Origin of the sequence: Variovorax sp. 278MFTsu5.1, from assembly GCF_048305045.1 — a bacterium.
GTDB lineage: Bacteria > Pseudomonadota > Gammaproteobacteria > Burkholderiales > Burkholderiaceae_C > Variovorax > Variovorax guangxiensis.
On record NZ_CP157622.1, the window covers coordinates 1,868,765 to 1,892,092 of the forward strand.

At 69.2% G+C, this 23,328-nt stretch carries 26 protein-coding genes; 12 read left to right on the forward strand and 14 right to left on the reverse strand.

Annotation, left to right across the window (positions count from 1 at the left end; translation table 11 throughout):
* Positions 1-120: 120 nt before the first annotated feature.
* From ABL844_RS08260 to ABL844_RS08275, 4 genes are all read left to right on the forward strand, one after another.
* A complete protein-coding gene (locus ABL844_RS08260) occupies positions 121-423 on the forward strand; it encodes a FeoA family protein (RefSeq protein ID WP_418130973.1) in 303 nt (100 codons plus the stop codon).
* The gene (gene feoB, locus ABL844_RS08265) at positions 416-2,311 is read left to right on the forward strand and encodes a ferrous iron transporter B (protein ID WP_126022701.1); all 1,896 of its coding nucleotides are present in this window, start codon (positions 416-418) and stop codon (positions 2,309-2,311) included. The genes ABL844_RS08260 and feoB overlap by 8 nt, the downstream gene beginning before the upstream one ends.
* A 132-nt stretch (positions 2,312-2,443) precedes the next feature.
* The gene (locus ABL844_RS08270) at positions 2,444-2,731 is read left to right on the forward strand and encodes a DUF6587 family protein (protein WP_418119549.1); all 288 of its coding nucleotides are present in this window, start codon (positions 2,444-2,446) and stop codon (positions 2,729-2,731) included.
* 5 nt (positions 2,732-2,736) lie between these two features.
* On the forward strand, positions 2,737-3,921 hold the full coding sequence (locus tag ABL844_RS08275) for an FAD-dependent monooxygenase (RefSeq protein ID WP_418130974.1): 1,185 nt from the start codon (positions 2,737-2,739) through the stop codon (positions 3,919-3,921).
* A gap of 25 nt (positions 3,922-3,946) precedes the next feature.
* Here ABL844_RS08275 and ABL844_RS08280 read toward each other — a convergent pair whose 3' ends face one another.
* The 9 genes from ABL844_RS08280 to ABL844_RS08320 form a co-directional block, all read right to left on the reverse strand.
* Positions 3,947-5,197: an SMI1/KNR4 family protein gene (locus ABL844_RS08280; protein ID WP_418130975.1), complete on the reverse strand. Its 1,251-nt coding sequence runs from the start codon at positions 5,195-5,197 to the stop codon at positions 3,947-3,949.
* A 128-nt stretch (positions 5,198-5,325) separates the two neighbouring features.
* Positions 5,326-6,177: a tryptophan 2,3-dioxygenase gene (gene kynA, locus ABL844_RS08285; protein ID WP_418130976.1), complete on the reverse strand. Its 852-nt coding sequence runs from the start codon at positions 6,175-6,177 to the stop codon at positions 5,326-5,328.
* A 19-nt stretch (positions 6,178-6,196) separates the two neighbouring features.
* Positions 6,197-6,682: a hypothetical protein gene (locus ABL844_RS08290; protein ID WP_418119552.1), complete on the reverse strand. Its 486-nt coding sequence runs from the start codon at positions 6,680-6,682 to the stop codon at positions 6,197-6,199.
* A 13-nt stretch (positions 6,683-6,695) separates the two neighbouring features.
* Positions 6,696-7,973, reverse strand: coding sequence for a kynureninase (gene kynU, locus ABL844_RS08295; RefSeq protein ID WP_418130977.1), 1,278 nt, complete (start codon positions 7,971-7,973; stop codon positions 6,696-6,698).
* Between the two features lie 10 nt (positions 7,974-7,983).
* The gene (kynB, locus tag ABL844_RS08300; RefSeq protein ID WP_418130978.1) at positions 7,984-8,637 is read right to left on the reverse strand and encodes an arylformamidase; all 654 of its coding nucleotides are present in this window, start codon (positions 8,635-8,637) and stop codon (positions 7,984-7,986) included.
* Positions 8,638-8,723: 86 nt separating this feature from the next.
* Positions 8,724-9,038 (reverse strand): YkgJ family cysteine cluster protein, encoded by a 315-nt coding sequence (locus ABL844_RS08305; RefSeq protein ID WP_418130979.1) that lies wholly within the window; start codon positions 9,036-9,038, stop codon positions 8,724-8,726.
* Positions 9,035-9,589, reverse strand: a complete 555-nt coding sequence (locus ABL844_RS08310; RefSeq protein ID WP_295984552.1) for a hypothetical protein — start codon at positions 9,587-9,589, stop codon at positions 9,035-9,037. Before ABL844_RS08310 ends, ABL844_RS08305 begins: the two co-directional genes overlap by 4 nt.
* Positions 9,590-9,628: 39 nt before the next feature.
* Entirely contained in the window at positions 9,629-10,591 is a 963-nt protein-coding gene (gene argF, locus ABL844_RS08315) for an ornithine carbamoyltransferase (RefSeq protein WP_126022716.1), read from the reverse strand.
* Positions 10,588-11,796: an aspartate aminotransferase family protein gene (locus tag ABL844_RS08320; RefSeq protein ID WP_369659216.1), complete on the reverse strand. Its 1,209-nt coding sequence runs from the start codon at positions 11,794-11,796 to the stop codon at positions 10,588-10,590. Before ABL844_RS08320 ends, argF begins: the two co-directional genes overlap by 4 nt.
* 161 nt (positions 11,797-11,957) lie before the next feature.
* On the opposite strand from ABL844_RS08320, the gene ABL844_RS08325 reads away from it, so the two are divergent.
* Positions 11,958-12,287 (forward strand): DUF3579 domain-containing protein, encoded by a 330-nt coding sequence (locus tag ABL844_RS08325; protein ID WP_093124243.1) that lies wholly within the window; start codon positions 11,958-11,960, stop codon positions 12,285-12,287.
* 156 nt (positions 12,288-12,443) lie between these two features.
* On the opposite strand, the gene rpsT is transcribed toward ABL844_RS08325, so the two are convergent.
* Positions 12,444-12,758, reverse strand: coding sequence for a 30S ribosomal protein S20 (rpsT, locus tag ABL844_RS08330; RefSeq protein ID WP_019654625.1), 315 nt, complete (start codon positions 12,756-12,758; stop codon positions 12,444-12,446).
* Between the two features lie 118 nt (positions 12,759-12,876).
* On the opposite strand from rpsT, the gene murJ reads away from it, so the two are divergent.
* The 7 genes from murJ to ABL844_RS08365 all read left to right on the forward strand — a co-directional run bounded on the left by murJ (position 12,877) and on the right by ABL844_RS08365 (position 19,898).
* Positions 12,877-14,430 carry a murein biosynthesis integral membrane protein MurJ gene (gene murJ / locus ABL844_RS08335; RefSeq protein WP_418130980.1) on the forward strand — a complete coding sequence of 518 codons (1,554 nt, stop codon included), beginning with the start codon at positions 12,877-12,879 and terminating at the stop codon, positions 14,428-14,430.
* 81 nt (positions 14,431-14,511) lie between these two features.
* A complete protein-coding gene (locus tag ABL844_RS08340; RefSeq protein WP_126022719.1) occupies positions 14,512-15,363 on the forward strand; it encodes a SirB1 family protein in 852 nt (283 codons plus the stop codon).
* 1 nt (position 15,364) lies between these two features.
* The gene (locus ABL844_RS08345) at positions 15,365-15,793 is read left to right on the forward strand and encodes a bleomycin resistance protein (protein ID WP_126022720.1); all 429 of its coding nucleotides are present in this window, start codon (positions 15,365-15,367) and stop codon (positions 15,791-15,793) included.
* A gap of 138 nt (positions 15,794-15,931) precedes the next feature.
* Positions 15,932-16,363, forward strand: coding sequence for a YciI family protein (locus ABL844_RS08350; protein WP_019654629.1), 432 nt, complete (start codon positions 15,932-15,934; stop codon positions 16,361-16,363).
* Positions 16,364-16,406: 43 nt separating this feature from the next.
* On the forward strand, positions 16,407-16,832 hold the full coding sequence (locus tag ABL844_RS08355) for a YciI family protein (RefSeq protein ID WP_369659212.1): 426 nt from the start codon (positions 16,407-16,409) through the stop codon (positions 16,830-16,832).
* Positions 16,829-18,121, forward strand: a complete 1,293-nt coding sequence (locus ABL844_RS08360) for an RNA polymerase sigma factor (protein ID WP_418130981.1) — start codon at positions 16,829-16,831, stop codon at positions 18,119-18,121. The genes ABL844_RS08355 and ABL844_RS08360 overlap by 4 nt, the downstream gene beginning before the upstream one ends.
* Positions 18,122-18,290: 169 nt before the next feature.
* Complete coding sequence (locus ABL844_RS08365) at positions 18,291-19,898, forward strand: M14 family metallopeptidase (RefSeq protein WP_165909636.1); 1,608 nt, start codon at positions 18,291-18,293, stop codon at positions 19,896-19,898.
* Positions 19,899-19,904: 6 nt separating this feature from the next.
* On the opposite strand, the gene ABL844_RS08370 is transcribed toward ABL844_RS08365, so the two are convergent.
* The 4 genes from ABL844_RS08370 to ABL844_RS08385 form a co-directional block, all read right to left on the reverse strand.
* Complete coding sequence (locus ABL844_RS08370; protein WP_126022724.1) at positions 19,905-20,909, reverse strand: GlxA family transcriptional regulator; 1,005 nt, start codon at positions 20,907-20,909, stop codon at positions 19,905-19,907.
* Entirely contained in the window at positions 20,870-21,514 is a 645-nt protein-coding gene (locus tag ABL844_RS08375) for a DJ-1/PfpI family protein (RefSeq protein WP_418130982.1), read from the reverse strand. Before ABL844_RS08375 ends, ABL844_RS08370 begins: the two co-directional genes overlap by 40 nt.
* The gene (locus ABL844_RS08380; protein WP_418130983.1) at positions 21,511-22,071 is read right to left on the reverse strand and encodes a cysteine hydrolase family protein; all 561 of its coding nucleotides are present in this window, start codon (positions 22,069-22,071) and stop codon (positions 21,511-21,513) included. The genes ABL844_RS08375 and ABL844_RS08380 overlap by 4 nt, the downstream gene beginning before the upstream one ends.
* Before the next feature lie 126 nt (positions 22,072-22,197).
* The gene (locus tag ABL844_RS08385; protein WP_418130984.1) at positions 22,198-23,289 is read right to left on the reverse strand and encodes an AI-2E family transporter; all 1,092 of its coding nucleotides are present in this window, start codon (positions 23,287-23,289) and stop codon (positions 22,198-22,200) included.
* Positions 23,290-23,328: the final 39 nt, after the last annotated feature.

Sequence of the window (23,328 nt, forward strand, 5' to 3'; positions counted from 1 at the left end):
GTTTCTGGCCCTGCAGCCCGCATTTCTGAGGGGTTGGTCAGGTTTTCGCGAGTGAGAATTGCTAGCATCTGGGTTTTGCTTACAGATGCGCCCGATATTCAGGGCGTCTCCGCCCCCACCGTGCGAACCAACGATTTCGGCGCAGCGCCGACCACCGCCGTCGCCCTGAGCCTCGACAAGCTTCCCAACAACCAGTGGGCCACCGTGCTCGACGTGGCCCGGCCCGAGAGCGCGGACGACCGCGAGCTCGTCCTGCGCCTGACCGAAATCGGCTTCGTGCCGGGCGAGGCGGTGCGCATCGTCGCCAGCGGCATCCCGGGACGCGAGCCGCTGGCCGTGCGCCTGGGCCACACCACCTTCGCGCTGCGCCGCCACGAGGCCGCGCTGATCCACGTCACGCCGGGAGCCGCCAACCATGGTTGAAGCCGTCATCCAGGGGCCGGGCCGCCTCGCGCCCACCGCACAGCCGGGCCGTATCGCGCTGCTGGGCAATCCCAACTGCGGCAAGACCGCGCTGTTCAACCTGCTCACCGGCAGCCGCCAGAAGGTCGCCAACTACGCGGGCGTGACCGTCGAGCGCAAGGAGGGCACGCTGCGCACGCCCTCGGGCCGCCGTGTCTTCGTGCTCGACCTGCCGGGCGCCTACAGCCTGAACGCGCTGAGCGCCGACGAGGCCGTCACCCGCGACATCGTCACCGGCCAGAGCAAGGAAGCGCTGCCCGACCTGCTGGTGTGCGTCACCGACGCCACCAACCTGCGCCTGAACCTGCGGCTGGTGCTCGAAGCCAGGCGCCTCGGCCTGCCGATGGTGGTGGCGCTCAACATGACCGACATGGCGAAGAAGCAGGGCATCGCGGTCGACACGGCCGTGCTCGCGCGCGAACTCGGCGTGCCGGTCATCGAGACCGTCGGCGTGCACACCGGCGGCGCGCAGGGCCTGCTCGAAGCCCTCGACACCCCCGTGGCCGCTGCCACGCCCCAGCCCTGGAAGGCACCGGGCCTGGACGACGTGCTGGCCACGCAGCGCGAGGTGCGCCGCATCCTCGGCCTCGCGGTGAAGGAGCCGGTCGGCAGCCTCGCCACCAGCGACCGCATCGACCGCGTGGTGCTGCACCCCGTGTGGGGCATGCTGGTGCTGGCCGTGACCATGTTCCTGATGTTCCAGGCGGTGTTCAGCTGGGCCAACGTGCCCATGGACGCCATCAAGGCCGGTACCGAAGGGCTGGGCAACCTGCTGAAGACCTACATGCCCGAGGGCATGCTGCAGAGCCTGCTGGTCGACGGCGTGATCGCGGGCGTGGGCGGCGTCATCGTCTTCCTGCCGCAGATCCTGATTCTTTTCCTCTTCATCCTCGCGCTGGAAGACTCGGGCTACCTGCCGCGCGCGGCCTTCCTGCTCGACCGCGTGATGGGCACCGTGGGGCTGTCGGGCCGCTCGTTCATTCCGCTGCTGTCGAGCTTCGCCTGCGCCATTCCGGGCGTGATGGCCACGCGCACCATCAGCAACTGGCGCGACCGCATCACGACGATCATGATCGCGCCGCTCATGACCTGCTCGGCGCGGCTGCCCGTGTATGCGCTGCTCATCGCGGCCTTCATCCCGGCGCGCACCGTGGGCGGCATCTTCAACCTGCAGGGTGTGGTGCTGTTCGCGCTGTACGTGTTCGGCATCGTCTCGGCGATGGCCGTGGCCTGGGTCATGAAGCGCTTCCGCGACAGCACGCAGCACTCGCCGCTGCTCATGGAGCTGCCGGCCTACCGCTGGCCCAACCTGCGCAACCTGGCGCTGGGCCTGTACGAGCGCGCATGGATCTTCATCCAGCGCGTGGGCACGATCATCCTGACGCTGACGATCCTGCTGTGGTTCCTCTCGACCTTCCCGTCGCCGCCCGAAGGCGCGACCGGCCCGGCCATCCAGTACAGCCTGGCCGGCATGATCGGCCGCGGCCTGGAGCACATCTTCGCGCCCATCGGTTTCAACTGGCAGATATCGATCGCGCTGGTGCCGGGCATGGCGGCGCGCGAAGTGGCCGTGGGCGCGCTGGGCACGGTGTATGCGCTCTCGGCCACGGGCGACGACGTGGCGGGCGCGCTGGAGCCGCTGATCGCCGGCAGCTGGACGCTGGCCACCGCGCTGTCGCTGCTGGTGTGGTACGTGTTCGCGCCGCAGTGCATCTCGACGCTGGCGGCCGTGAAGCGCGAGACCGGTTCGTGGAAGTACGTCTGGATCATGGCGGGCTATCTCTTCGCGCTGGCCTACATGGCCTGCTTCATCACCTACCACGTTGCAGTGGCACTCGGGGCGGGGTAAAAAAGCACACCCCCAGGCTTGCCCACTTCGTGTGGCCGCCACCCCCTCTCCGGGGGCAATACCTGCGGCCCGGCAAAGCCGGTTCCGCGGTATTCCCCGCGGTGTAGGCTTCGGGATTGGAGTATTTGAGATATGACGCAACAACTGATCGTCGGATTGATCGTCGCGGCCGCCGCGTTCTACGCGGTCTGGCGCTGGATGCCCGCAGGGTGGCGCCGTGGCGCCGCGCAGAAACTCGCGGCAGGCACGCAGCGCGCGGGCCTGATCGATGAAGAACGCGCCAAGGAGCTGGCGGCCTCGCTGGCCAAGACATCGGGCTGCGGCTCGTGCGACAGCTGCGGCAGCTGCGCTCCCAAGGCACCCCTCAAACAACCGGAAGCCGAACAGGTCGCCAGCAGCCCGTCCATGCACGGCCGCTGAGACCGATGCCTGCGCACATCCTCGTCGCCGGGGGCGGCATCGGGGGGCTGGCCACTGCGCTGGCACTCGCACAAGGTCGGCACCGGGCCGACGTCTTCGAACAGGCTCCGGCCTTCGGTGAAATCGGCGCCGGCGTGCAGCTGGGGCCCAACGCCACGCGGCGACTCCGGAAACTCGATCTCGGCACCGGGCTCGCGGCCATCGCGGCGCGGCCCGAGGCGCTGGTGGTCCACAGCGCCGAAAGCGGCTCCGAGCTGGCCCGCATGCCGCTGGGCGATACCATGCAGCAGCGCTACGGCGCCCCCTACTTCTGCGTTCATCGAGCCGACCTCCACGGCCTGCTGCTGGAGTCCGTGCGCGCGCGCGGCACCGGCGCGCTGGTGACCGGCGCGCAGATCAGGCAGGTCGAGACCAGCGACGATCTCGTCTGCCTCTCGAGCACCGACGCGCGCGCCTGGGAGGGCGAGGCGGTGGTCGGGGCAGACGGCCTCTGGAGCATGGTGCGGCGGCAGCTCGACAGCCCCTCGGCGGCGCAGCCGCCGCGTGTCACCGGTCACACGGCCTGGCGCGCGCTGGTCGAGCAGCCCGCCTTGCCGGCCGCGTTGCGGCGCGGCCGGGTCGATGTCTGGCTCGGCCCGCGCCTGCATGCGGTGGCGTATCCGGTTCGCGGCGGCGAATGGCTCAATGTGGTCGTGATCGCCGAATCCGCCCCGGCCGGCGACGCGCGCGACTGGGACCAGTCCACCAGCATCACCGCGCTGAAGCAGGCCATGGGCCGCAGCTGCGCCAGCCTGCAATCCCTGCTCGATGCCATGCCCGGCTGGCGCGCATGGTCGCTGGGCGATCGCGCGCCGATGACGGGCCCTGCCGACATGGCGCACGAACGCGTCGCGCTGGTGGGCGACGCGGCGCACCCCATGGTGCCGTACCTCGCGCAGGGCGCAGGCATGGCCATCGAGGACGCGGTGGCGCTCGCCGATGCACTTGCCGATGGCGATGCGGCCGACGTGCCCGCCGCCTTCGCCCGCTACGCCCAGACGCGCTGGGCTCGCAACGCGCAGGTGCAGGCGCGCGCACGCCGCAACGGCGAGATCTTCCACGCCACCGGCCCGGTGCGGCTGGGCCGCGACATGGCGATGCGCCTGCTCGGCGCGAAGCTGCTCGACCAGCCCTGGCTGTACGGCGGCTGAGCAGAGGCTGGGAGAGGAGGAACCTTCAGAGCCTGAAGGTCTGTAGATGCTCGATGCGCTCGGCCAGCCCTTCCTGTCCGAGATAGTGGCCGTACTTGCCGCCCTGCATCTTCGCGAGCGCGGTCTCCAGTTCGAGCAGCATCGCGTCGCGCTCCGCGACGAAGGCAGGCGGCACGTCGATGCCCGCCTTCGCGCAGGCATCCGCGATCAGGTGCGCGCTCGCCGGCGCACCGCAGGCCGCGCACTTGACGATGGCCGCGACGTTGGGCTCGGCGCCGTTGTCCAGCAACGCACTTGTGAGCTCGGGCGAGATCTGCCCGTCGATGTTGCGCAGCGCATCCGCTGCCACCGGAGCACCCGCGCGCACCAGCGCCGAGGCGGCGGCGAAGGCGCCCTGGCCCACGGCGACGTCGGTGGCCAGCGCGCTGCCCTGTTGCGGCCCGTCGAAGGCCACGCCCGCCGCGGCCAGTTCGGCGACCAGCCGGGCATCGTCCGTTCCGATCGCATGGCGCAGGGCCACGCGCGCCAGCTGCGGCTTGTGGCGCAGCGTGCCTTCGGCCAGCGGCGTGCGCCAGTCGACGACGGCGCGGCAGTAGAAGGTCACCAGCTTGTCCATCAGGTCGAAGTCCAGACCGTGCTCCTCGTGCCTGTCGTCGAGATAGGCGAGCAGCGTCTGGCCCGAGAAGTAGTCGCTGGTGGGCGCGAGCGGGTCTTCGTCCAGGCGCAGCGCCGCGAAGGCGCCGCGCAGGTCCGGTGCGATGGTGTTCACGCTGTCCTCGTGCAGCGCGTGCGTCCAGGCGGGCGGCAGGCCCTTCTTCCAGGCGACGATCTGCCCGTGCGCCGCGCCGGGCTCGACCACCGCGTAGATGCGGTCGGTGTACTCGAAGCCGCCGAAGGGCAGATGCGTGAGCTTGCCGCCCCAGGGCGTGCCGCCTTCCTCGGCGGCCTCGCGGGCCAGTTCCTGCTCGTGCCCGATCCAGCCCTGCAGGTCGTCGTAGCCGTCGCTGCCGTTCCAGAAGAGCTCGCTCCAGCTGATGCCTTCGAGGTTGCCGTTCATATCGAGCGAAAGGTCGTAGTCGAGGCGCCCGCCAGCGGTTTCCCGCCAGAGCGCGACCAGCGCTTCGGGGAGAGGGCCCGAGCAAAGTGCCTGCACCGCGTCGATTTCCTCCTGTGGCATCGGCGGCTGCGCCTCGAAGATCACGCGATCGGCGAAGAGCACGATGCCGTGCTCGCGCAGGGTGGCCAGCTCGTCGGGTGTGAACCGGATGTCGTTCATGTCGGCGCCTCCATCGTTTTCAAAAATGTAGCGCTTTGAGCTCGCGGGGCAATCCGGGCCACCCCAGCTTCATGAGGGCGTTTGCGGCGGGTGAGCAGCGTGCCGGTGCTTCACCCGCCGCGCGCAGGCTACAGGTCCGTGCGCAGCTTCCAGATTTCGGGGAACAGCACCACGTCGAGCATCTTGCGCAGGTAGCTCACGCCGCCGGTGCCGCCGGTGCCGCGCTTGAAGCCGATCACGCGCTCCACCGTCGTCACGTGGCGGAAGCGCCAGAGGCGGAAGGCGTCTTCCAGGTCGGTGAGCTTCTCGCCGAGCTGGTAGAGGTCCCAGTGGTCGTGCGGGTTGCGGTAGACCGTGAGCCAGGCGGCCTCCACGCCGTCGCTGGGTTCGTAGGGCTGGGTCCAGTCGCGCTCCAGCCGGTCGGCGGGCACGGGCAGGCCGTGGCGCGCGAGCAGGCGCAGCGACTCGTCGTACAGCGACGGCGCTCGGTAGGCGGCATCGACCTGCGCCAGCAGGTCGGCGCGGTGCGCGTGCGGCTTGAGCATGGCGGCGTTCTTGTTGCCGAGCGCGAATTCGATGCAGCGGTACTGCGCGCTCTGGAAGCCGCTGGAATTGGCGAGGTAGGGGCGCATCGCCGTGTACTCGGGCGGCGTCATGGTCGACAGCACGGTCCAGGCGTTGACCAGCTGTTCCATGATGCGGCTCACGCGCGCCAGCATCTTGAACGCGTCGGGCAGCTTCTCTTCGGAAATGCAGCCGATGGCGGCGTGCAGCTCGTGCAGCATCAGCTTCATCCAGAGTTCGCTGGTCTGGTGCTGCACGATGAACAGCAGCTCGTCGTGCGCGGGCGACAGGGGATGCTGCGCGCTGAGGATTTCGTCGAGGTGCAGATAGTCGCCGTAGCTCATGGACTTGCTGAAGTCCAGCTGGGCCTTCTCTTCGTGGACGATGTTCTCGGTCGTTGTCTTTTCGGTGCTCATGATGCTTGCTGGCAGGTGGTCATCGCCAGACCACGGCGGTGTAGGAGGGCAGGCCCATGCCGGTATCTTTCTTCGGATAGACGAAGCGCACGACTTCGTTGCCGCGCTTGAACTCCTGGTAGGTCTCGCCGCCGGGAATGCGGCCTTTCTCGCCGGGCTTGTAGCCGGTGTCGCGCGCTTCCTTCACGAGGCGCTCGAAGGCGGCCTTGTCGGTGAGGGTGAGCTGTATGCCGTCTTCCCCGCTGCGGCTGGCCACGTAGGTGGACTTCATCAGGCGCGTGGTCTGGCCGTCGACGAACTTCTCGTACTCGATCATGCTGACCTGATCGGTCACGGTCTTGTCGGCATACGAGAAGCCTTGGCTCTTGACCTGCGCGCGGAAGGCGTCGGGCGCCTGCTCGGCAAAGGCCTTGAGCTGCGGCAGCGTGAAGGCCGGCTGCTGTGCGAAGGCGGGCACCGCCAGCATCAGCAGCGCGGCCGAAAGGGTGAGCAGTCGATGTTTCATGGTCGGGCGCAACTCAGGTCACCGCGTTCTTGCGATTGAACTCGGGGCGCTGCCACTCGCCGGTCTCGAGTACCTGCACGAGGTGCTCGACCGAGTTCCACACGTCCTCGAAACCGATGTAAAGCGGCGTGAAGCCGAAGCGCAGGATGTCGGGCATCTGCGAGTCGCCGGCGCGATAGTCGCCGATCACGCCGCGCGCGATCAAGGCTTGCACGATGGCGTACGCGCCTTCCTCACGACTGAGGCACACCTGCGAGCCGCGTTGCGCGTGCTCGCGCGGCGTGACCAGCGAGAGGCCCTGGCCGGCGCAGCGCTCCTCGACCAGCCTGATGAACATGTCGGTGAGCGCGAGCGACTTGGCGCGCAGCGCGGACATCGCACCGAAGTCACCGTTGAAGGACTCGGCCGCGAGCACCGTGTCGAGGCCGCATTCGAGCCCGGCCAGCGCGATGATCGGCTGCGTGCCGCACAGATAGCGGCCCACGCCGGGAGCGGGACGGTAGTGCGGCGTGAACTCGAAGGGCGCCGCATGGCCCCACCAGCCCGAAAGCGGCTGCTCGAACTGGCCCGCGTGCCTGGTGTGCACCCAGGCGAAGGCCGGCGCGCCGGGGCCGCCGTTGAGGTACTTGTAGCCGCAGCCGATGGCGTAGTCGGCATTGCTGTCGTTCAAGGCCACGGGCACGGCGCCCGCGCTGTGCGCGAGGTCCCATACCGTGAGCGCGCCCACGGCATGCGCGGCGGCGGTGACGGCCTTCATGTCGTGCATGGCGCCGGTGCGGTAATTGACGTGCGTGAGCATCAGCACGGCCACGTCCTCTGTCAGTACGCCGGGCAATTCGCTCGCCTCGATCAGCTTCAGCGTGAAGCCGCGTTCGCGGCACAGCGATTCGGCGATGTAGAGGTCGGTCGGGAAGTTGCTGCGCTCGCTGATCACCAGCTTGCGGCCGCTGTCCTTCTGCTGCGAGAGCGCCGCGAACAGCACCTTGTAGAGGTTGACCGAGGTGCTGTCGGTGCATACCACCTCGCCGGGCGCGGCGCCGATCAGGCGGGCCACCTTGTCGCCCAGGCGCTGCGGCAGGTCGAACCAGCTCGCGGTGTTCCACGAGCGGATGAGGCCTTCACCCCATTCCTGCGTCACCACTTCGGCGATGCGCGCAGGCGCGGCCTTGGGCATCACGCCGAGCGAGTTGCCGTCGAGGTAGAGCACGCCTTCGGGAATGGTGAATTGGTCGCGCAGGGCGCGCAGCGGGTCTTGCGCGTCGAGCGCGCGGCAGTCTTCAAGGGTCGTCATGTCGGAGGTTTCAGCGAGGGAGTTCGCGCAGCACGGCGCGAACGGGGGAGGCATCGGCACTGACCAGCTTGAGCGGCAGCGCGATGAGTTCGTAGTCGCCTTCGGGCACGTTGTCGAGCACGAGGTTCTCGAGCACGCGCAGGTCGAGGCGGCGGATGCGTTGGTGGCTTTCCAGCGTCTTGCTGTCGGCCGGGTCGATGCTGGCGGTGTCGATGCCGATGAGCTTCACGCCCATGGCGGCCAGGCGCTCGACGGTTGCGGGCGCGTAGGCGGAGAGTTGAGGGTCCCATCGGCCGACGGGCATGGTGGCGTAGGTGCGCACCAGCACGCGCTGCGGCAGTGTGCTGTCGACGGCGTGGGAGATGTGCTCCCACTCGATCAGCGGGCCCTTGTCGATGGCGTGGATCACCCGGCAGGGGCCGAGGAAGGGCGTCAGGTCGACGTCGCCGATGGTCTGGCCTTCGGGGTCGTAATGCAGGGGCGCATCGGCGTGCGCGCCGACGTGGGGCGAGAGTTTGATCTCGCTGACGTTGACCGGACAGCCCGGCGAGATGGTCGCGGCCCAGCGCTGCTGGTAGGGCGTGTCGCCGGGAAAGACCGGCGCGCCTTCATGCACGGGCGGAGAGATGTCCCAGATGCGGGAGCGGGGTTGCTGTGAACGCATGGCGCGAAGTTAGCGCCGGGCGAGGGGTCGTGGTGTCGGTTATTTCCAACACCAGGCGTGACGAGTTGAAGCCGTGGGGCGGGCGGTCAGTGCAGTGAAGACAGCGCCGGCAGGCCGTGCCGGGCTCGCGCCCGTTCGCAGGCATCGCTGCCGGCCTCCAGCTCGTGGCAAGGATTGGGGCGCCACTCGTAGATGCCGCAGCCCACCGACTGGCCGATCTTGCCGGTGAGCGCGGCACAGCGCGGCGACGCATGGTCGGTGCCGCGCATGCGGCAGATGGCGTCGTTCACCTCGACAGCGAGGCCCGAGGGCACCTTGCCGCCGTTGTCGTCGAGTTCATGCACGCTGAAGTCGACGCGGTAGCTGGCGCAGCAGGCGCCGCATTGCTGGCAGGAGTTCATGGTTGCAGGGCCGCGTCATGCACGCGCCGCAGGAGCCGGCGGCGGATGAGCCCGCTCGCGGGACGGATCAGCAGCCAATAGAGGTTGAATCTGCGCCGCGACGCCTCGTCGCCGCACCAGATGCGCGTGCGGGTGGTGAGGCGCGTGCCCTGGCCCTCGGGCCGGGCGGTGAAGTTGAGCACCAGCTTGGCAAGGCTGGTGGCGTCGAGCGCGGCGAAGGCGGATGCATCTGCGAGCGGAACCAGCCCGTAGTCGGACTGCCAGAAGCGGCCCGCGAGGCCGAAGGCCAGTTCACGATCGCCATCGCGGCCCAGCGGCGTGAATTCAGCCAGGCTGAAGGCCGGGCGGTGCTGCAGGTTCGATGCGAAACCGAGCCGGCCGGCGAGCCGGTTCGGCAGTTCGCGCAGCGCGATCAGCTGGCGGGCGACCGGGTCGTCGACCACCTCGGGGCGGCTCGCGATGTCGAGAACGCGGCCGGGCGCGGCCGGCACGTGGAGGCTGTGCTCCTCCGCGAACTGGTATCGCGGCAGGTAGCGGTTCATCAGTTCCATGCGCGGCGCCTCGCGGATCGGAAAAGGTCGTCTGCCGGATCAGAGCCTGCCCAGCAGCAGGAACTCCATCAGCGCCTTCTGGGCGTGCAGGCGGTTCTCCGCCTCGTCCCACACCACCGACTGCGGCCCGTCGATGACCTCGGCCTGCACTTCCTCGCCGCGGTGGGCGGGCAGGCAGTGCATGAAGAGGGCGTCGGGCTGGGCCGCGCGCATCATTTCCTCGTCGACGCACCAGTCGGCGAAAGCCTTGCGGCGGGCCTCGTTCTCGGCCTCGTAGCCCATGCTGGTCCAGACGTCGGTGGTGACGAGGTCGGCGCCGCGGCAGGCTTCCATCGGGTCCTTGAAGACCTTGTAGCTGTCGCCCGAGCGGATGCCGGCGATCGACTGGTCGACCTCGTAGCCGCTGGGCGTGCTCACGTGCACCGTGAAGCCCAGAATTTCGGCCGCCTGCAGCCAGGTGTTGGCCATGTTGTTGCCGTCGCCGACCCACGCGACCGTCTTGCCCTTCAGGCAGGAAAGTGCGTCGCCTCCGGCACCGCGTGACCCGCGGTGTTCGATGTACGTGAAGATGTCCGCCAGGATCTGGCAGGGGTGGAACTCGTTGGTCAGGCCGTTGATGACGGGCACGCGCGAGTGCGCGGCGAAGGCGTCGATCTTGGTCTGCTCGTAGGTGCGGATCATCACCAGGTCGACCATGCGGCTGATGACCTTGGCGCTGTCCTCGATGGGCTCGGCGCGGCCGAGCTGGCTGTCGCCGGTGGTCAGGTGCACCACGCTGCCGCCCAACTGGTACATGCCGGCCTCGAAGCTCACGCGGGTGCGCGTGCTTGCCTTCTCGAAGATCATGGCCAGCGTGCGGTCGACCAGCGGCTGGTGCTTCTCGTAGGTCTTGAACTTCTTCTTGATGATCGCCATGCGATCGAAGAGGTAGGCGTATTCGTCGGCCGTGAAGTCCGAGAACTGCAGGTAGTGCCGGATGGCTGCGGGCGCGGTCGTCGTCATTGGGCTGCAGGCTCCGAGAGGAAGTTTTTGACGATGGGCGCGAGGATCGCGACGATCTCGTCGGCCTCGGCGATGCTCAGGATGAGCGGCGGCACGAGGCGGATCACCTTGTCGGCCGTCACGCTCAGCAGCAGGCCGGCGTCGCAGGCGCGGTTGAGGATCACGCCGCAGGGACGGTCGAGCTCGATGCCGATCATCAGGCCCTGGCCGCGGATTTCCTTCACGCCGGGCAGGCCGCCGAGCTCGCGCTCCAGCGCCGCCTTCAGGTGGGCGCCCACGGTGGCGGCGTTCTCGAGCAGGTTCTGCTCCTCCATGATGCGGATGGTCTCGACGCCGGCGCGCATGGCCAGCGGGTTGCCGCCGAAGGTGGTGCCGTGGTTGCCCGGGCCGAAGATGTTGGCGGCCTTGGGGCCGGCCACCACGGCGCCGATCGGCACGCCCGAGCCCAGGCCCTTGGCCAGCGGCATCACGTCGGGCTTGATGCCCGCCCACTGGTGGGCGAACCACTTGCCGGTGCGGCCCATGCCGCACTGCACTTCGTCGATCATCATGAGCCAGTCGCGCTCGTCGCACAGCTGGCGCACCTGCTTCAGGTATTCCCAGCGCATCGGGTTGATGCCGCCTTCGCCTTGAATGGTTTCGAAGAACACGGCGACCACGTTCGGGTTGCCTTCGGTCGCCTTCTTCAGCGCCTCGATGTCATTCAGCGGAACGCGGATGAAGCCCTCGACCAGCGGGCCGAAGCCGGCCTGCACCTTGGGATTGCCCGTGGCCGAGAGGGTGGCGATGCTGCGGCCGTGGAAGGCGGCTTCGTAGACGACGATCTCGGGGCGCTCGATGCCCTTGTCGTGGCCGAACTTGCGCGCCAGCTTGAGGGCGGCTTCGTTGGCTTCGAGGCCGGTACAGCAAAAAAAGGCGTTGGTGAGGCCGGAGAGCTCGGTCAGCTTGGTGGCGAGCTGTTCCTGGCCGGGCACGTGGTAGTAGTTGGAGCTGTGGATCAGCTTGGTCAGCTGGTCCTGCAGGGCCGGCACCAGCTCGGGGTGGTTGTGGCCCAGCGTGTTCACCGCGATGCCGCCGAGGCCGTCGAGGTAGGCCTTGCCCGCGGTGTCCCAGACTCGGCAACCCTGACCGTGCGACAGTGCGATCGGCAGGCGACCGTAGGTGTTCATGACGTGGGGCGAGGTGGGCTGGGCGGTAGCGCTCATTCGGGTTCTCCAGATAGGGAAGGCGGATTCTAGGCGCGTGGTTTGACGGCTTCGTTGAGGATTGCGCATCACAGCAATGCCCCATGTTCAGGATGCAAAAAGGGGCGCGGATAGAATCGCTTGCTGCACCGCAGCACCTGCTCCGGTCGCTTCATTCAACGATGATTTCCCCCACAGCCAAAGAAATCTTCATCCAGGGCATCACCAAGGATGGCCGGACCTTCCGCCCGAGCGATTGGGCCGAGCGTCTGGCCGGTGTCATGTGCTCTTTCCGTCCCGGTGGCGCCTACCCGGGCAGCCACCTGAGCTATTCGCCCTGGTGCATTCCGACGACCATCAACGGCGTGAAATGCGTGGTCGTGAACCGCGCGCTGCGCGATGCCGAGCCGATGGCCTGGGACTTCTGCGTGAACTTCGCAAGGGACAACGATCTCCAGGTGGCCGAAGCCTGCCTGGTGCCCGACGCACCGATCCCCCCCAAAAAGGCCTGACAAGGCCTTTTTCTTTGCCCGTAATCCGGGTTCACCAGGAACTGCAAACCGATCGGGCATGAAAAAACCGCCCGAAGGCGGTTTTTCACTTTGCTGCAGCGCACCCCGATCAAACGGCGGACCGGAGGATTCCGGTCCGGGCTTGCCTGACAGGTGTCAGGCGGCGGCCTTTGCAGGCGCGAGGGCGAGGGCCTTGACCTTGGCCGACAGGCGGCTCTTGTCGCGGGCTGCCTTGTTCTTGTGGAAGATGCCCTTGTCGGCGATCGCGTCGACGATGCTCTGGGCCTTCGCGAACAGTTCGCTTGCCTTGGTCTTGTCGCCAGCCAGAACAGCCTTTTCGACGTTCTTGACAGCGGTACGGTACTTGGAGCGCAGCGAGGTGTTCGCTGCGTTCAGCTTGGTGTCCTGGCGGACGCGCTTACGGCCGGAGGCGAGGCGCGGGTTCTTTTTCTTGGGCTTGGCGGATGCCATGATTTATGTCCTTAGGTGTCTGAGGATGATGCAGCAAAGCCCTCCATTATAGGCCGGGTCGGCTTTTCCGGCGAATCCGGGCGTTTCGGGGGGCCGACGGGGCCTAAACTCGGCCTCCGTGTCCCTGCTCAAATCCGCCTCCACCGTCTCCCTGCTGACCCTCGCCTCGCGGATCACGGGCCTCGTGCGCGACGTGCTCTTCGCCTCGGTTTTCGGCGTCAGCGCGCTCACCGACGCCTTCAACGTCGCGTTCCGCATCCCGAACCTGTTCCGGCGGGTCTTCGGCGAAGGCGCCTTCAGCCAGGCCTTCGTGCCGGTGCTGGCCGCCCGCAAGACCGAAGCGGGCGACGAGGGCGCCCGCCAGCTCATCGACCACGTCGCCACGCTGCTGACCTGGACGCTGGTGATCGTGTGCGTGGCCGGCGTGGTCGGCGCGCCGCTGCTGGTCTGGGCCATGGCCAGCGGGCTGCCGGGCTTCGAGGCGGCCGTGGTCATGACGCGGTGGATGTTCCCGTACATCGGCTTCATGTCGCTGGTGGCGCTGGCGGGCGGCATTCTCAACACCTGGCGCAAGTTCGCGGTGCCGGCGGCGTCGCCGGTGCTGCTGAACGTGGCGCTGATCCTGTCGATCCTGGTCGGCGCGCCGCTTTTCAGGCACTGGGGCATCGAGCCGATCTACGCCCAGTGCGTGGGCGTCATGGCCGGCGGCGTGCTGCAGCTGGCCCTGCAGATTCCCGCATTGCGCAAGCTGGGGCTGTTGCCGCGCCTGGGCCTGAGCCTGCGGGCCCTGCGCACCGCCTGGACCGACCCGAACACGCGCAAGGTGCTCAAGCTGATGCTGCCCGCGCTGCTGGGCGTGAGCGTGGCGCAGATCTCGCTGCTCATCAACACGCAGATCGCCTCCCATCTGGCGGTGGGCAGCGTCACCTGGATCACCAATGCCGACCGGCTGATGGAATTCCCCACCGCCATGCTCGGCGTGGCGCTGGGCGTGGTGCTGATGCCGCAACTGGCCGGCGCCCGCGCAGCCAAGGACGACGCGCGCTATTCCTCGCTGCTCGACTGGGGCCTGCGCCTCGTGGTGCTGCTGTCGGCGCCGTGCGCCATCGCCTTGCTGCTCTTCGCCAAGCCGCTGGTGACGGTGCTCTTCCACAACGGCGCGTATTCGGGCGAGGACGTGGGCCGGACCACCCTGGCGCTGATGGGCTACGGCGTCGGCCTCGTCGGCATCGTGGCCGTGAAGGTGCTCGCGCCGGGCTACTACGCCAAGCACGACACGCGCACGCCGATGCTCATCGCGGTGGGCGTGCTGGTGCTGACGCAGATCCTCAACGTTTTCCTGGTGCCGGTGCTGCAGCACGCGGCGCTCACGCTGACCATCGCCATCGGGGCGCTGGTGAATTCGGCCTGGCTGCTGGTCGGGCTGATCCGCCGCGGCAGCTACAAGCCCGAGCCGGGCTGGGGGCGGTTCGCGCTGCAGGTCGTCGCGGGCACGGCGGTGCTCGCGGGCCTGCTGGTCTGGGGCTCGGCGCATTTCGACTGGGTTGCCCTGCGCGAGCAGCGCCTGCTGCGCATCGGCCTGCTGGCCGCGCTGATCGCCGGCTCGGCGCTGCTGTATTTCGGCGTGCTGGCGGCGGTCGGCGTGCGGCTGCGAAGCTTCATCCGCCGCTGAGGCCCCGCCGGGCTTTCCAGGCGGACGCAATCCGCGTGTGCCCCTTCTTGACGCTCCGGAAATGCTCCTCTACAAAGCCACATGACGTTCAGCTTTCAGGTTCCAACCGCCCTGGAGTATTTCGAGTCGCTGGTCCGCAGCGACGAACAGTTTCCGCTGCTCGAAGCCGCCGCCAGCCTGGCGCAGGACGAATACCCCGATCTCGACGTGCAGCAGGTGCTGGGCGACGTCGACCAGCTCCTGGCGCGCCTGCGCCGCCGCCTGCCCGCCGATGCCGCACCGCTGGCCCGTCTGCGGGCGCTGAACCAGTTCTTCTTCAACGACCTGAACTTCGGCGGCAACGTCAACGACTACTACGACCCCGACAACAGCTACCTGAACGCCGTGCTGCGCACCCGCCGCGGCATCCCGATCTCGCTGGCCGTGCTCTGGATGGAGCTGGCGCAGGGCCTGGGCCTGCAGGCGCGCGGCATCGGTTTTCCCGGCCACTTCATGCTCAAGGTGACGCTGCCCAAGGGGCAGGTGGTGATCGACCCGTTCACCGGCAAGTCGTTGTCGCGCGAAGAACTCGGCGAGCGGCTTGAGCCCTACAAGCGCAGCAACGGCCTGGTCGGCGACTTCGACGTGCCGCTGGGCCTGTACCTGCAGCCCGCCAGTTCGCGCGAAATCATTGCCCGCATGCTGCGCAACCTGAAGGAAGTGCACCACGCGCAGGAAGACTGGCAGCGTGTCATCGCCGTGCAGGACCGCCTGATCGCGCTGCTGCCCAGTGCCTGGGGCGAGTACCGCGACCGCGGCATCGCGCACGCGGAGCAGGGCAACACGGCATCGGCCGTGCGCGACCTCGAAACCTACCTGGCGAAGGCCGAGGACGCCCTGGACATCGACGCGATCGCCGAGCGCGTCGCCGCCCTGCGCCGCATGGCGAACTGAAATGAGCATGCAGGCCGGCGTGAGCCCCGCGCCCGACCTGGGCACGCTGCACGAATTCCACGGCGTGCAGCCCGTGCTGCCGGTGTCCGACGTCACCCGCGCCGCGCGCTGGTTCCGCGACGTGCTGGGCTTCGAGCTCGACTTCATCGCCGGCGAGCCGCCCAGCTACGCGCGGGTGAAGAAGGGCGATCGCAGCTACGGCGACCCGGTCTATCTGCGCCTCTGGCAGTGCAACGCGCGCGAGGCCAAACCCTGGCGCGGCGAGATCGTGATCCACGTCGGCAAGGACATCGACGGCCTGCATGCCGCCTACGTGAAGCGCGGCGTGGTGGTCATCGAGCCGCCTGCCTCCCAGCCCTGGGGGCTGCGCGAATTCGCGATCCGGGAGCCGGACGGCCATGTGCTGCGCTTCTGCGGCTATCTGCCCTGAAACCTCAATTTCAGAAACACAAAATTACAAATGGATCGATGCATCCGTGTCGATCCGGCTTCCGCTCGTCCGACGTGTGAACAGGAGCAGGCAGATTCCGACGCCGCTTCACCACCATCAACCTTCAGGAGAAACGACATGCGATTCATGATTCTGGTCAAGGCCAACGCCGATTCCGAAGCCGGCGTGATGCCCAGCACCGAAATCCTCACCGCCATGGGCAAGTTCAACGAAGAACTGGTCAAGGCCGGCGTGCTGCTGGCGGGCGAGGGCCTGCATCCCAGTTCCAAGGGCGTGCGCGTGCGCTGCGAGGGCCCGACCAAGCGCACCGTCATCGACGGCCCCTTCGCCGAGACCAAGGAGCTGCTGGCCGGCTTCTGGCTGTTCCAGTGCAAGTCGAAGGAGGAGGCCATCGAGTGGATCAAGCGCAGCCCCTTCCAGGAAGGCGAGATCGAGATCCGCCAGGTGTTCGAGGCCGCCGATTTCGGCGACTCCATGACCCCCGAACTGCTCGCCCAGGAAGACCGCCTGCGCGCCGAGACCGAGGCCCGCACCAAGGCCGGTGGCTGAACCGGCCACCCGTGCAACCCGACCGAACCCAAGGAGACGCACCATGCGATTCATGCTGCTGATGATTCCCCACGGCTACGAGACCGCCGCGCCCGGCACCATCCCCGACGACGTCGAGGCGGTGTCGGCCATGATGGCCTACAACGAGTCGCTGCAGAAGGCCGGCGTGCTGGTCAGTTGCGACGGCCTGCACCCGCCCTCCATGGGCGCTCGGGTGAGCTTCAGGAACCGCAAGCCCAAGGTCGTCGACGGCCCCTTCGCCGAGGCGAAGGAGGTGCTGGGCGGTTTCTGGATCATCGACGTGCCCTCGCGTGCCGCCGCCATCGAATGGGCCAGCCGCTGCCCCGGCGGCGACAACGAGGTCATCGAGGTGCGCCAGATTCAGGAGATGGAAGACTTTCCGGCCGACGTGCAGGCGGTGGCCGGCGAATTCACGTCGATGCAGACGGTGAAGAAGACCGGCGCATGAGCCAGGCCGGGGGCCGCGTGGACACGGCCGCCATCCACCGCACCATCGAGGCGGTGTGGCGCATCGAGTCCGCGAAGATCATCGCCACCGTCGCGCGCATGGTGCGCGACGTAGGGCTGGCCGAAGAGCTGGCCCAGGACGCGCTGGTCTCGGCCCTGGAGCAATGGAGCGAATCGGGCGTGCCCGACAACCCCGCCGCCTGGCTCACGGCCGTGGCCAAGCGCCGCGCCCTCGACCGCCTGCGCCACCTGCAACTGGCCGAGCACAAGTCCGGCGAGATCGGCCGCGAGCTCGACGCGCGGCACGAGATGGCGCAGGACGACTTCGCCGAGGCAGTCGATGCCGCACTCGACGACGACATCGGCGACGACCTGCTGCGGCTGGTGTTCACCGCCTGCCACCCGGTGCTCTCGACCGAGGCGCGGGTGGCGCTCACGCTGCGGGTGATGGGCGGCCTGACCACCGACGAGATCGCGCGCGCCTTCCTCGTGCCCGAGGCCACGGTGGCGCAGCGCATCGTGCGCGCCAAGCGCACCCTGGCCGAGGCGCGCGTGCCCTTCGAGGTGCCGCGCCGGCACGAACTCGAGGCGCGGCTGGCCTCGGTGCTGGAGGTGATCTACCTGGTCTTCAACGAAGGCTACTCGGCCACCGCCGGCGACGACTGGATGCGCCCCGCGCTGTGCGAAGAGGCGCTGCGCCTCGGCCGCATCGTGGCCGAGCTGGTGCCGAAGGAATCGGAAGTGCACGGGCTGGTCGCGCTGATGGAAATCCAGGCCTCGCGCACCGCCGCGCGCATGGGGCCCTCGGGCGAGCCGGTGCTGCTGCTGGAGCAGAACCGCGCGCGCTGGGACCAGATGCTGATCCGCCGCGGCCTCGCCGCACTCGCGCGAGCCGAGTCGCTGGGCGGGGCGCTCGGCCCCTATGCGCTGCAGGCCGCCATCGCCGCCTGCCACGGCCGCGCGCGCACCGCCGGCGAAACCGACTGGGGGCGTATCGCCGCGCTCTACGATGCGCTGGCCGAACTCACACCGTCGCCCATCGTCGAGCTCAATCGCGCGGTGGCGTTGTCGATGGCCTTCGGCCCGGCGGCCGGGCTGGAGGTGGCCGATGCGCTGCTGGACGAGCCCGCGCTCAAGGGCTACCACCTGCTGCCGACCGTGCGCGGCGACCTGCTCTTCAAGCTCGGCCGCCTCGACGAGGCGCGCCGGGAGTTCGACCGCGCCGCGGCGCTCACTCGCAACACCCGCGAACGTGCGCTGCTGCTGGCGCGCGCCCGGGCTTGTACTTGACTCGCGCCCAGGCTTCGCGCACTTCGTGTCGCTGCGCCAACCCCCTTCCGGGGGGCGATACCTGCGGCCCGGCGGAGCCGGTTCCGCGGTATCTCTGGAAGAAAGGGGCGCGCTTGAACTGAACCACACCTGAATCTGCTGCGAGTCGGGCCGGAGGACAATGCGCGCCATGCTGCGCACCCCCTCCCTCCGCTTCCTGTGCGTTTCCGGCCTGGCCCTGCTGCCGACCGCCTCGGCCCTGGCCCAGTTCGATCCCGCCAAGGTGTGGACCGAGCCGCCGGCCATTGCCGCGCGCTTTCCCGATCCGCCGGTGAGCTACGCCACGCCTGGCTTTCGCCCGGGCCGCACCGACTTCCCCTCGCATGCCGAGATGCTGGCCTTCCTGGACGAGCTGGCGCGCCAGTCGCCCAACGTGCGCGTCGAGCGCATAGGGACGTCGCAGCAGGGCCGCGAGATGCCGCTGGTGGTGCTGGCCGAACAGGGCCGCGTCGACCCGGCCCGGCCCACGGTGATGGTGATCGGCCAGCAGCATGGCAACGAGCCGGCCGGCGGCGAGGCGGTGCTGGCGTTGGCGCAGCAGTTCGCCTCCGAGCCGGGCTCGGCGCTGCTGAAGAAGGTCAATCTGGTCCTGGTGCCGCGCGGCAACCCCGACGGCGCCGAGCGCTTCACCCGCGTCACCGCCAACGGCATCGACGTGAACCGCGACCACCTGCTGCTGCGCACGCCCGAGGCCCGCGTGATCGCGGCGGCCACCCTGCGCTACGCGCCGCAGGTGGTGCTCGACCTGCACGAGTTCACAGTCGGCGGCCGCTGGATCGACAAGTTCGGCGCCGTCATGAAATACGACGGCCTGCTGCAGCCGGCCACCGTGGGCAACCTCGACGCCGCCATCGCCGCGAGCGCGCAGCGCGACTACGTCGATGCCATCCAGGCCGCCTTCGCGCGCGCGGGCCTGCAGGGCTTCAAGTACCACACCACTTCCGGCGGCAAGGCGGACGACCGCACCGTGTCGATGGGCGGCGTGCAGCCCGACACCGGCCGCAACGTGAGCGCGCTGCGCCAGGCCGTGAGCCTGCTGCTCGAGGTGCGCGGCGTGGGGCTCGGCCGCGCGCATTTCGCGCGCCGCGTGCATACGCAGGTACTGGCCGCCACCACCGTGATCGAAACGGCGGCGCGGCAGGGGCCGGCGTTGATGCAGCTCACCGCCCAGGCCGGCCAGCGCGCGAAGGCCCAAGCCTGCCAGGGCGACGTGGTGGTCGAGGCCTGGCAGACGCCGACGCGGCAGCGCCTCGACTTCCTCGATGCCAGGACCGGCGAGGACAAGGCCGTCGACGTCGACTGGCGCGCCGCCGAGCCGCTGAAGATCGTCAATGCGCGCCCGCGCCCCTGCGGCTACCTGCTCGCTTCGAGCGAGACTGTGGCCGTGCAGCGTCTGCAGATGCTGGGTGTGCGCGTGGAGCGCATCGACAGCGCGGCGCCGTGGTCGGTGGAACGCTACGAAATCCTTTCGCAGACCGACGGCCAGCGGCAGGACGCGCGCGGCGCCATCGAGGATGGCGAGGCGATCCGCGCCTTCCGCGTGCGGCTGCGCCATGGCCGTGCGGTGGTGCAGCCGGGCAGCTTCTACGTGTCGCTGGCACAGCCGCTGTCGCCGCTGGTCAGCGCGGCGCTGGAGCCCGATTCGCAGAACAGCTATGCCGCCAACCGGCTGCTGGAGATCGGCGACGACAGGCTGCTGCGGGTGCCGGGGCCGGCCCCTGCGGGTGTCTGGCACTGAGCGGTGTCAGGCGCGGGAAGACGGGCCCGCTTCCGAAGGCGAACCCGGCAGCCCGAACTGGTGCCACGCGCGGCGCAGTTGCGTATCGGAGCCGAAGCCCGACTGCTCCGCCGCCCGTGTCACGCTCGCGCCCGAGGCCAGCGCCAGCTGCGCCGTCGCGAGCCGCAGCCGCCGCAGGTAGGCCAGAGGCGCCACGCCCGCATGCTCGACGAAGAGCCGCGTGAGGTGCCGCGCCGACGTATGCGCCACCTCGGCCATGCGCGGCACGTTCCAGTCGGCCTGTGGTTGCTCGCTCACGGCGTCCTGCACGCGGTGCAGCGCGGCGTGCAGATGGTTGCGATGGGCGAGGAAGGGCGAGAGCTCCGGATCGTGCGGCCCGCGGCGCAGCGGCATCACCATCGACTGCGCGACCTGCGCCGCGAGCGCCTCGCCGCACAGTTCGCCGATGCGGTGCAGGATCAGGTCGATGCCGGTGGTCACGCCCGCGCTGCTGTAGAGCGGCGGATCGATCACGAACACGCGGTTGCTCACCACCTCGCAGCGCGGCTCCACCTCGCGCAGCTCGCCCAGGTGATGGTGGTGCGTGGTGGCGCGCCGGCCCGCCAGTGCCCCGGCGTGCGCCGCCAGCACGGCGCCGGCGCAGACGGTCACCAGCTCCAGCCGGCCACGCTCGAAGCGCAGGCCGCGCAGCCAGTGCAGGAGGTCCTGCGTCTCGGGGTTGTCGATGGCGATGGCGTCGCCGGGCAGGCCGACCAGCACGACCCAGCCGGGGCCGTCCCAGGCCGTGGGCAGCGGCGAGAGCCCGGCCAGCGCCACGCCCACCGAGCCCATGGCCGTCGGCCGGGGGCTGGCGAATTCGATGGCGAAGCGCTCGGCCCGCCCCGCCGCGCGCAGCCGCTGGTTGGCGATGCGCAGCGCCTCCGCCGGCCCGGCCCAGTCGAGCACGAGGCTGCCGGGCAGAAGGACGAAGACTACGCGGATGGGGGCGGGCTCGGGTTGCTGCGGTTCCATTCGTAGTCCATCTGGCGCGCGGTGCGCTCGGCGAGTTCGAGCCCGGCCAGCCGCTCGACGAGATGCAGGCTCATGTCGATGCCGGCGCTGATGCCCGCGGAGCTGACGATGCGGCCGTTGTCGACCCAGCGCACGCCCTCGCGCACATCGAGCGAGGGGAAGCGCTCGCGCAGATCGGCGATGTCTTCCCAGTGGGTGGTGACGGCGTCGTTCGTCACCACGCCGCTGGCGGCAAGCAGGAAGGCGCCGGTGCAGACGGACGCGACGATCTTCGCTTCGGCGGCGGTGCGGGCGATCCAGCGCAGTGTCTCGGGGCTGGCCATCGGCGCATCGACCACCCCACCGGGGACGATCAGCACGTCGGCTGGCGGGCTGCTGGCCAGTGCGTGGTTCGCCAGCAGCTGAAGGCCGGCGCGGGCCCGCACAGGCTGGCCGGCGGCGGCGAGCGCTACCGAGGCGACCTCGAACGGTGCCGCCGAGCCCGGGCGCATCCGCTGGCTGACCCGGCTCGCGGTGGTGAACACCTCGAAGGGGCCGGCGAAGTCCAGCGCTTCCACGCCGTCGAAGGCGAGGATCAGCACGCGCAGGCTGGCGCTGTCGCTCATGCCGCCGCCCGTTCCAGCGCCTGCGCCACGGTGCAGACGGTGGCGAACCGGCCATGCAGCACGGCGGCCGTGCGGGCCTTGATGTCGGTGGCGGCCAGCGGGCTGCCGTCGGTATGCTTCATGTCGAAGGTGAGGGTGGCGTCGGTGACGTAGTCCACTTCCCAGCCCAGGTCGGAGGCGTGGCGCGTGGTGGTCTCGCAGCATTGCTCGGTGCGGATGCCGCTCACGATCAGCCGGCCGATGCCGTTCTGCGTGAGCCACACGTCCAGTCCGCTGTTCACCAGCGCGCTGTGGCGGTGCTTGGTGAAGGTGGCGGCGGCGTCGAAGGCGGCCAGCCCGACGATGGGGTGCACATGGCCCGATTCGACCGCGAAGGGGTTGCTGGCGTCTGAGGGCTCGTCGGTGTGGAGGACCCGCACGATGGGCAGGCGCGCGGCGGCGGCGCCTTCGATCAGCGCGTTCTGCGCGGCGAAGTAGGGCGCGGCCTGGCTTTCGTTCCAGTAGGCGCGCTGGCGGAACGACTCCTGGGCGTCGATCACTATCAGACAGGTTTTCATGGCGGGGCTCGCGGGCGGGAGCGGAGTGGATGATGCCGCTCATTCTTGCGGCGCGCCAGCTTCCGGTCCGCTCGGCGCCGGACCGGAATCGATCAGATCAGGACATCGATCAGGACGAAAGCCCCGTCAGACCAGCGAAGCCGCCTGCAGCTCTTTCTTCAGGTACGCGTAGTACAGCGGCGCCGCCACCAGCCCCGCGGGCCCGAAGACCGCCTCGGCCACGAACATCACCGCCAGCAGCTCCCACACGCTCATCTGCGTGCGCGCGCCCACCACCTTGGCGTTGATGACGTACTCGGCCTTGTGGATCACGATGAGGAAGATCAGGCAGGCCGCGGCCGTGACCGGCGACACCGACAGCCCCACCAGCGTGATCACCGAGTTGCAGACCAGGTTGCCCACGATCGGCACCAGTCCGGCCAGGAAGGTGAGGGTGATGAGCGCCGGCGTGTAGGGCAGGTGCGCGTCCCACAGCGGCATGACGAAGAGCAGGAAGATGGCCGTCAGCAGCGTGTTGAAGGCCGCGATCCAGAACTGGGCCGCCACGATCTGGGCGAAGGCCTCGCCGAAAGTCTGCACGCGCCGGTGCAGCTGTTCGGCCAGCGGCAGGCGCCGCATCGGCGCGTGGGCCACGGCGGCCAGGCTGCCGATGATCAGGCCCACGTACGAGAAAAGAATGCCGTGCAGCCACGCGCGCCCGGCCACGGCCAGCGAGCCGGCCTGCGCTCGCAGGTAGTTGGCGATCACGCGCTGCACCTCGGCCGCGCCCTCGGGCAGGTAGACGGCGATCTCCACCGGCAGCTTGGAGCGCAGCTCCAGCACGGTGCGCGCGGTGTAGTCGAGCAGCTCGCGGTACTGGTCGGGCGCATCGACGATGTATTCGCGGGCCTGCGACAGCCCCAGCGTGATCAGCGCGATGGGCGCCAGCAGCACCACCGTCACGGCCAGCACGCCGGCCCAGCCCTGGGCGCTGCCTGGCCGCCTGGCCAGCGCGGGGATGCGCCCCAGCCCCGAGGCCAGCAGGCGCGAGAACCAGCGCGTGACCAGGAAGCCGATGCACACGCACAGCAGGCCGGGCAGCAGGTGCTCCCACATCACCAGCATCAGGGCGCCCAGCATCAGCAGGTAGCTGGCGATGGTCACGCCGCGCGGGGCGGCGGGGCGGATGGTGGAGGACGCCGGCGAGGCGATGGGGGAGGGCTGCGGCTTGTTGGCCATCCGGTGCGGGTGCGTGCTCTGTTCTTCGAAAAAAAGTGG

Coding starts and splice junctions, on each gene's coding strand:
- feoB (WP_126022701.1), top strand. CDS start 416: ATGGTTGAAGCCGTCATCCAGGGGCCGGGCCGCCTCGCGCCCACCGCA.
- ABL844_RS08270 (WP_418119549.1), top strand. CDS start 2,444: ATGACGCAACAACTGATCGTCGGATTGATCGTCGCGGCCGCCGCGTTC.
- ABL844_RS08275 (WP_418130974.1), top strand. CDS start 2,737: ATGCCTGCGCACATCCTCGTCGCCGGGGGCGGCATCGGGGGGCTGGCC.
- ABL844_RS08280 (WP_418130975.1), bottom strand. CDS start 5,197: ATGAACGACATCCGGTTCACACCCGACGAGCTGGCCACCCTGCGCGAG.
- kynA (WP_418130976.1), bottom strand. CDS start 6,177: ATGAGCACCGAAAAGACAACGACCGAGAACATCGTCCACGAAGAGAAG.
- ABL844_RS08290 (WP_418119552.1), bottom strand. CDS start 6,682: ATGAAACATCGACTGCTCACCCTTTCGGCCGCGCTGCTGATGCTGGCG.
- kynU (WP_418130977.1), bottom strand. CDS start 7,973: ATGACGACCCTTGAAGACTGCCGCGCGCTCGACGCGCAAGACCCGCTG.
- kynB (WP_418130978.1), bottom strand. CDS start 8,637: ATGCGTTCACAGCAACCCCGCTCCCGCATCTGGGACATCTCTCCGCCC.
- ABL844_RS08305 (WP_418130979.1), bottom strand. CDS start 9,038: ATGAACTCCTGCCAGCAATGCGGCGCCTGCTGCGCCAGCTACCGCGTC.
- ABL844_RS08310 (WP_295984552.1), bottom strand. CDS start 9,589: ATGGAACTGATGAACCGCTACCTGCCGCGATACCAGTTCGCGGAGGAG.
- argF (WP_126022716.1), bottom strand. CDS start 10,591: ATGACGACGACCGCGCCCGCAGCCATCCGGCACTACCTGCAGTTCTCG.
- ABL844_RS08320 (WP_369659216.1), bottom strand. CDS start 11,796: ATGAGCGCTACCGCCCAGCCCACCTCGCCCCACGTCATGAACACCTAC.
- ABL844_RS08325 (WP_093124243.1), top strand. CDS start 11,958: ATGATTTCCCCCACAGCCAAAGAAATCTTCATCCAGGGCATCACCAAG.
- rpsT (WP_019654625.1), bottom strand. CDS start 12,758: ATGGCATCCGCCAAGCCCAAGAAAAAGAACCCGCGCCTCGCCTCCGGC.
- ABL844_RS08340 (WP_126022719.1), top strand. CDS start 14,512: ATGACGTTCAGCTTTCAGGTTCCAACCGCCCTGGAGTATTTCGAGTCG.
- ABL844_RS08345 (WP_126022720.1), top strand. CDS start 15,365: ATGAGCATGCAGGCCGGCGTGAGCCCCGCGCCCGACCTGGGCACGCTG.
- ABL844_RS08350 (WP_019654629.1), top strand. CDS start 15,932: ATGCGATTCATGATTCTGGTCAAGGCCAACGCCGATTCCGAAGCCGGC.
- ABL844_RS08355 (WP_369659212.1), top strand. CDS start 16,407: ATGCGATTCATGCTGCTGATGATTCCCCACGGCTACGAGACCGCCGCG.
- ABL844_RS08360 (WP_418130981.1), top strand. CDS start 16,829: ATGAGCCAGGCCGGGGGCCGCGTGGACACGGCCGCCATCCACCGCACC.
- ABL844_RS08365 (WP_165909636.1), top strand. CDS start 18,291: ATGCTGCGCACCCCCTCCCTCCGCTTCCTGTGCGTTTCCGGCCTGGCC.
- ABL844_RS08370 (WP_126022724.1), bottom strand. CDS start 20,909: ATGGAACCGCAGCAACCCGAGCCCGCCCCCATCCGCGTAGTCTTCGTC.
- ABL844_RS08375 (WP_418130982.1), bottom strand. CDS start 21,514: ATGAGCGACAGCGCCAGCCTGCGCGTGCTGATCCTCGCCTTCGACGGC.
- ABL844_RS08380 (WP_418130983.1), bottom strand. CDS start 22,071: ATGAAAACCTGTCTGATAGTGATCGACGCCCAGGAGTCGTTCCGCCAG.
- ABL844_RS08385 (WP_418130984.1), bottom strand. CDS start 23,289: ATGGCCAACAAGCCGCAGCCCTCCCCCATCGCCTCGCCGGCGTCCTCC.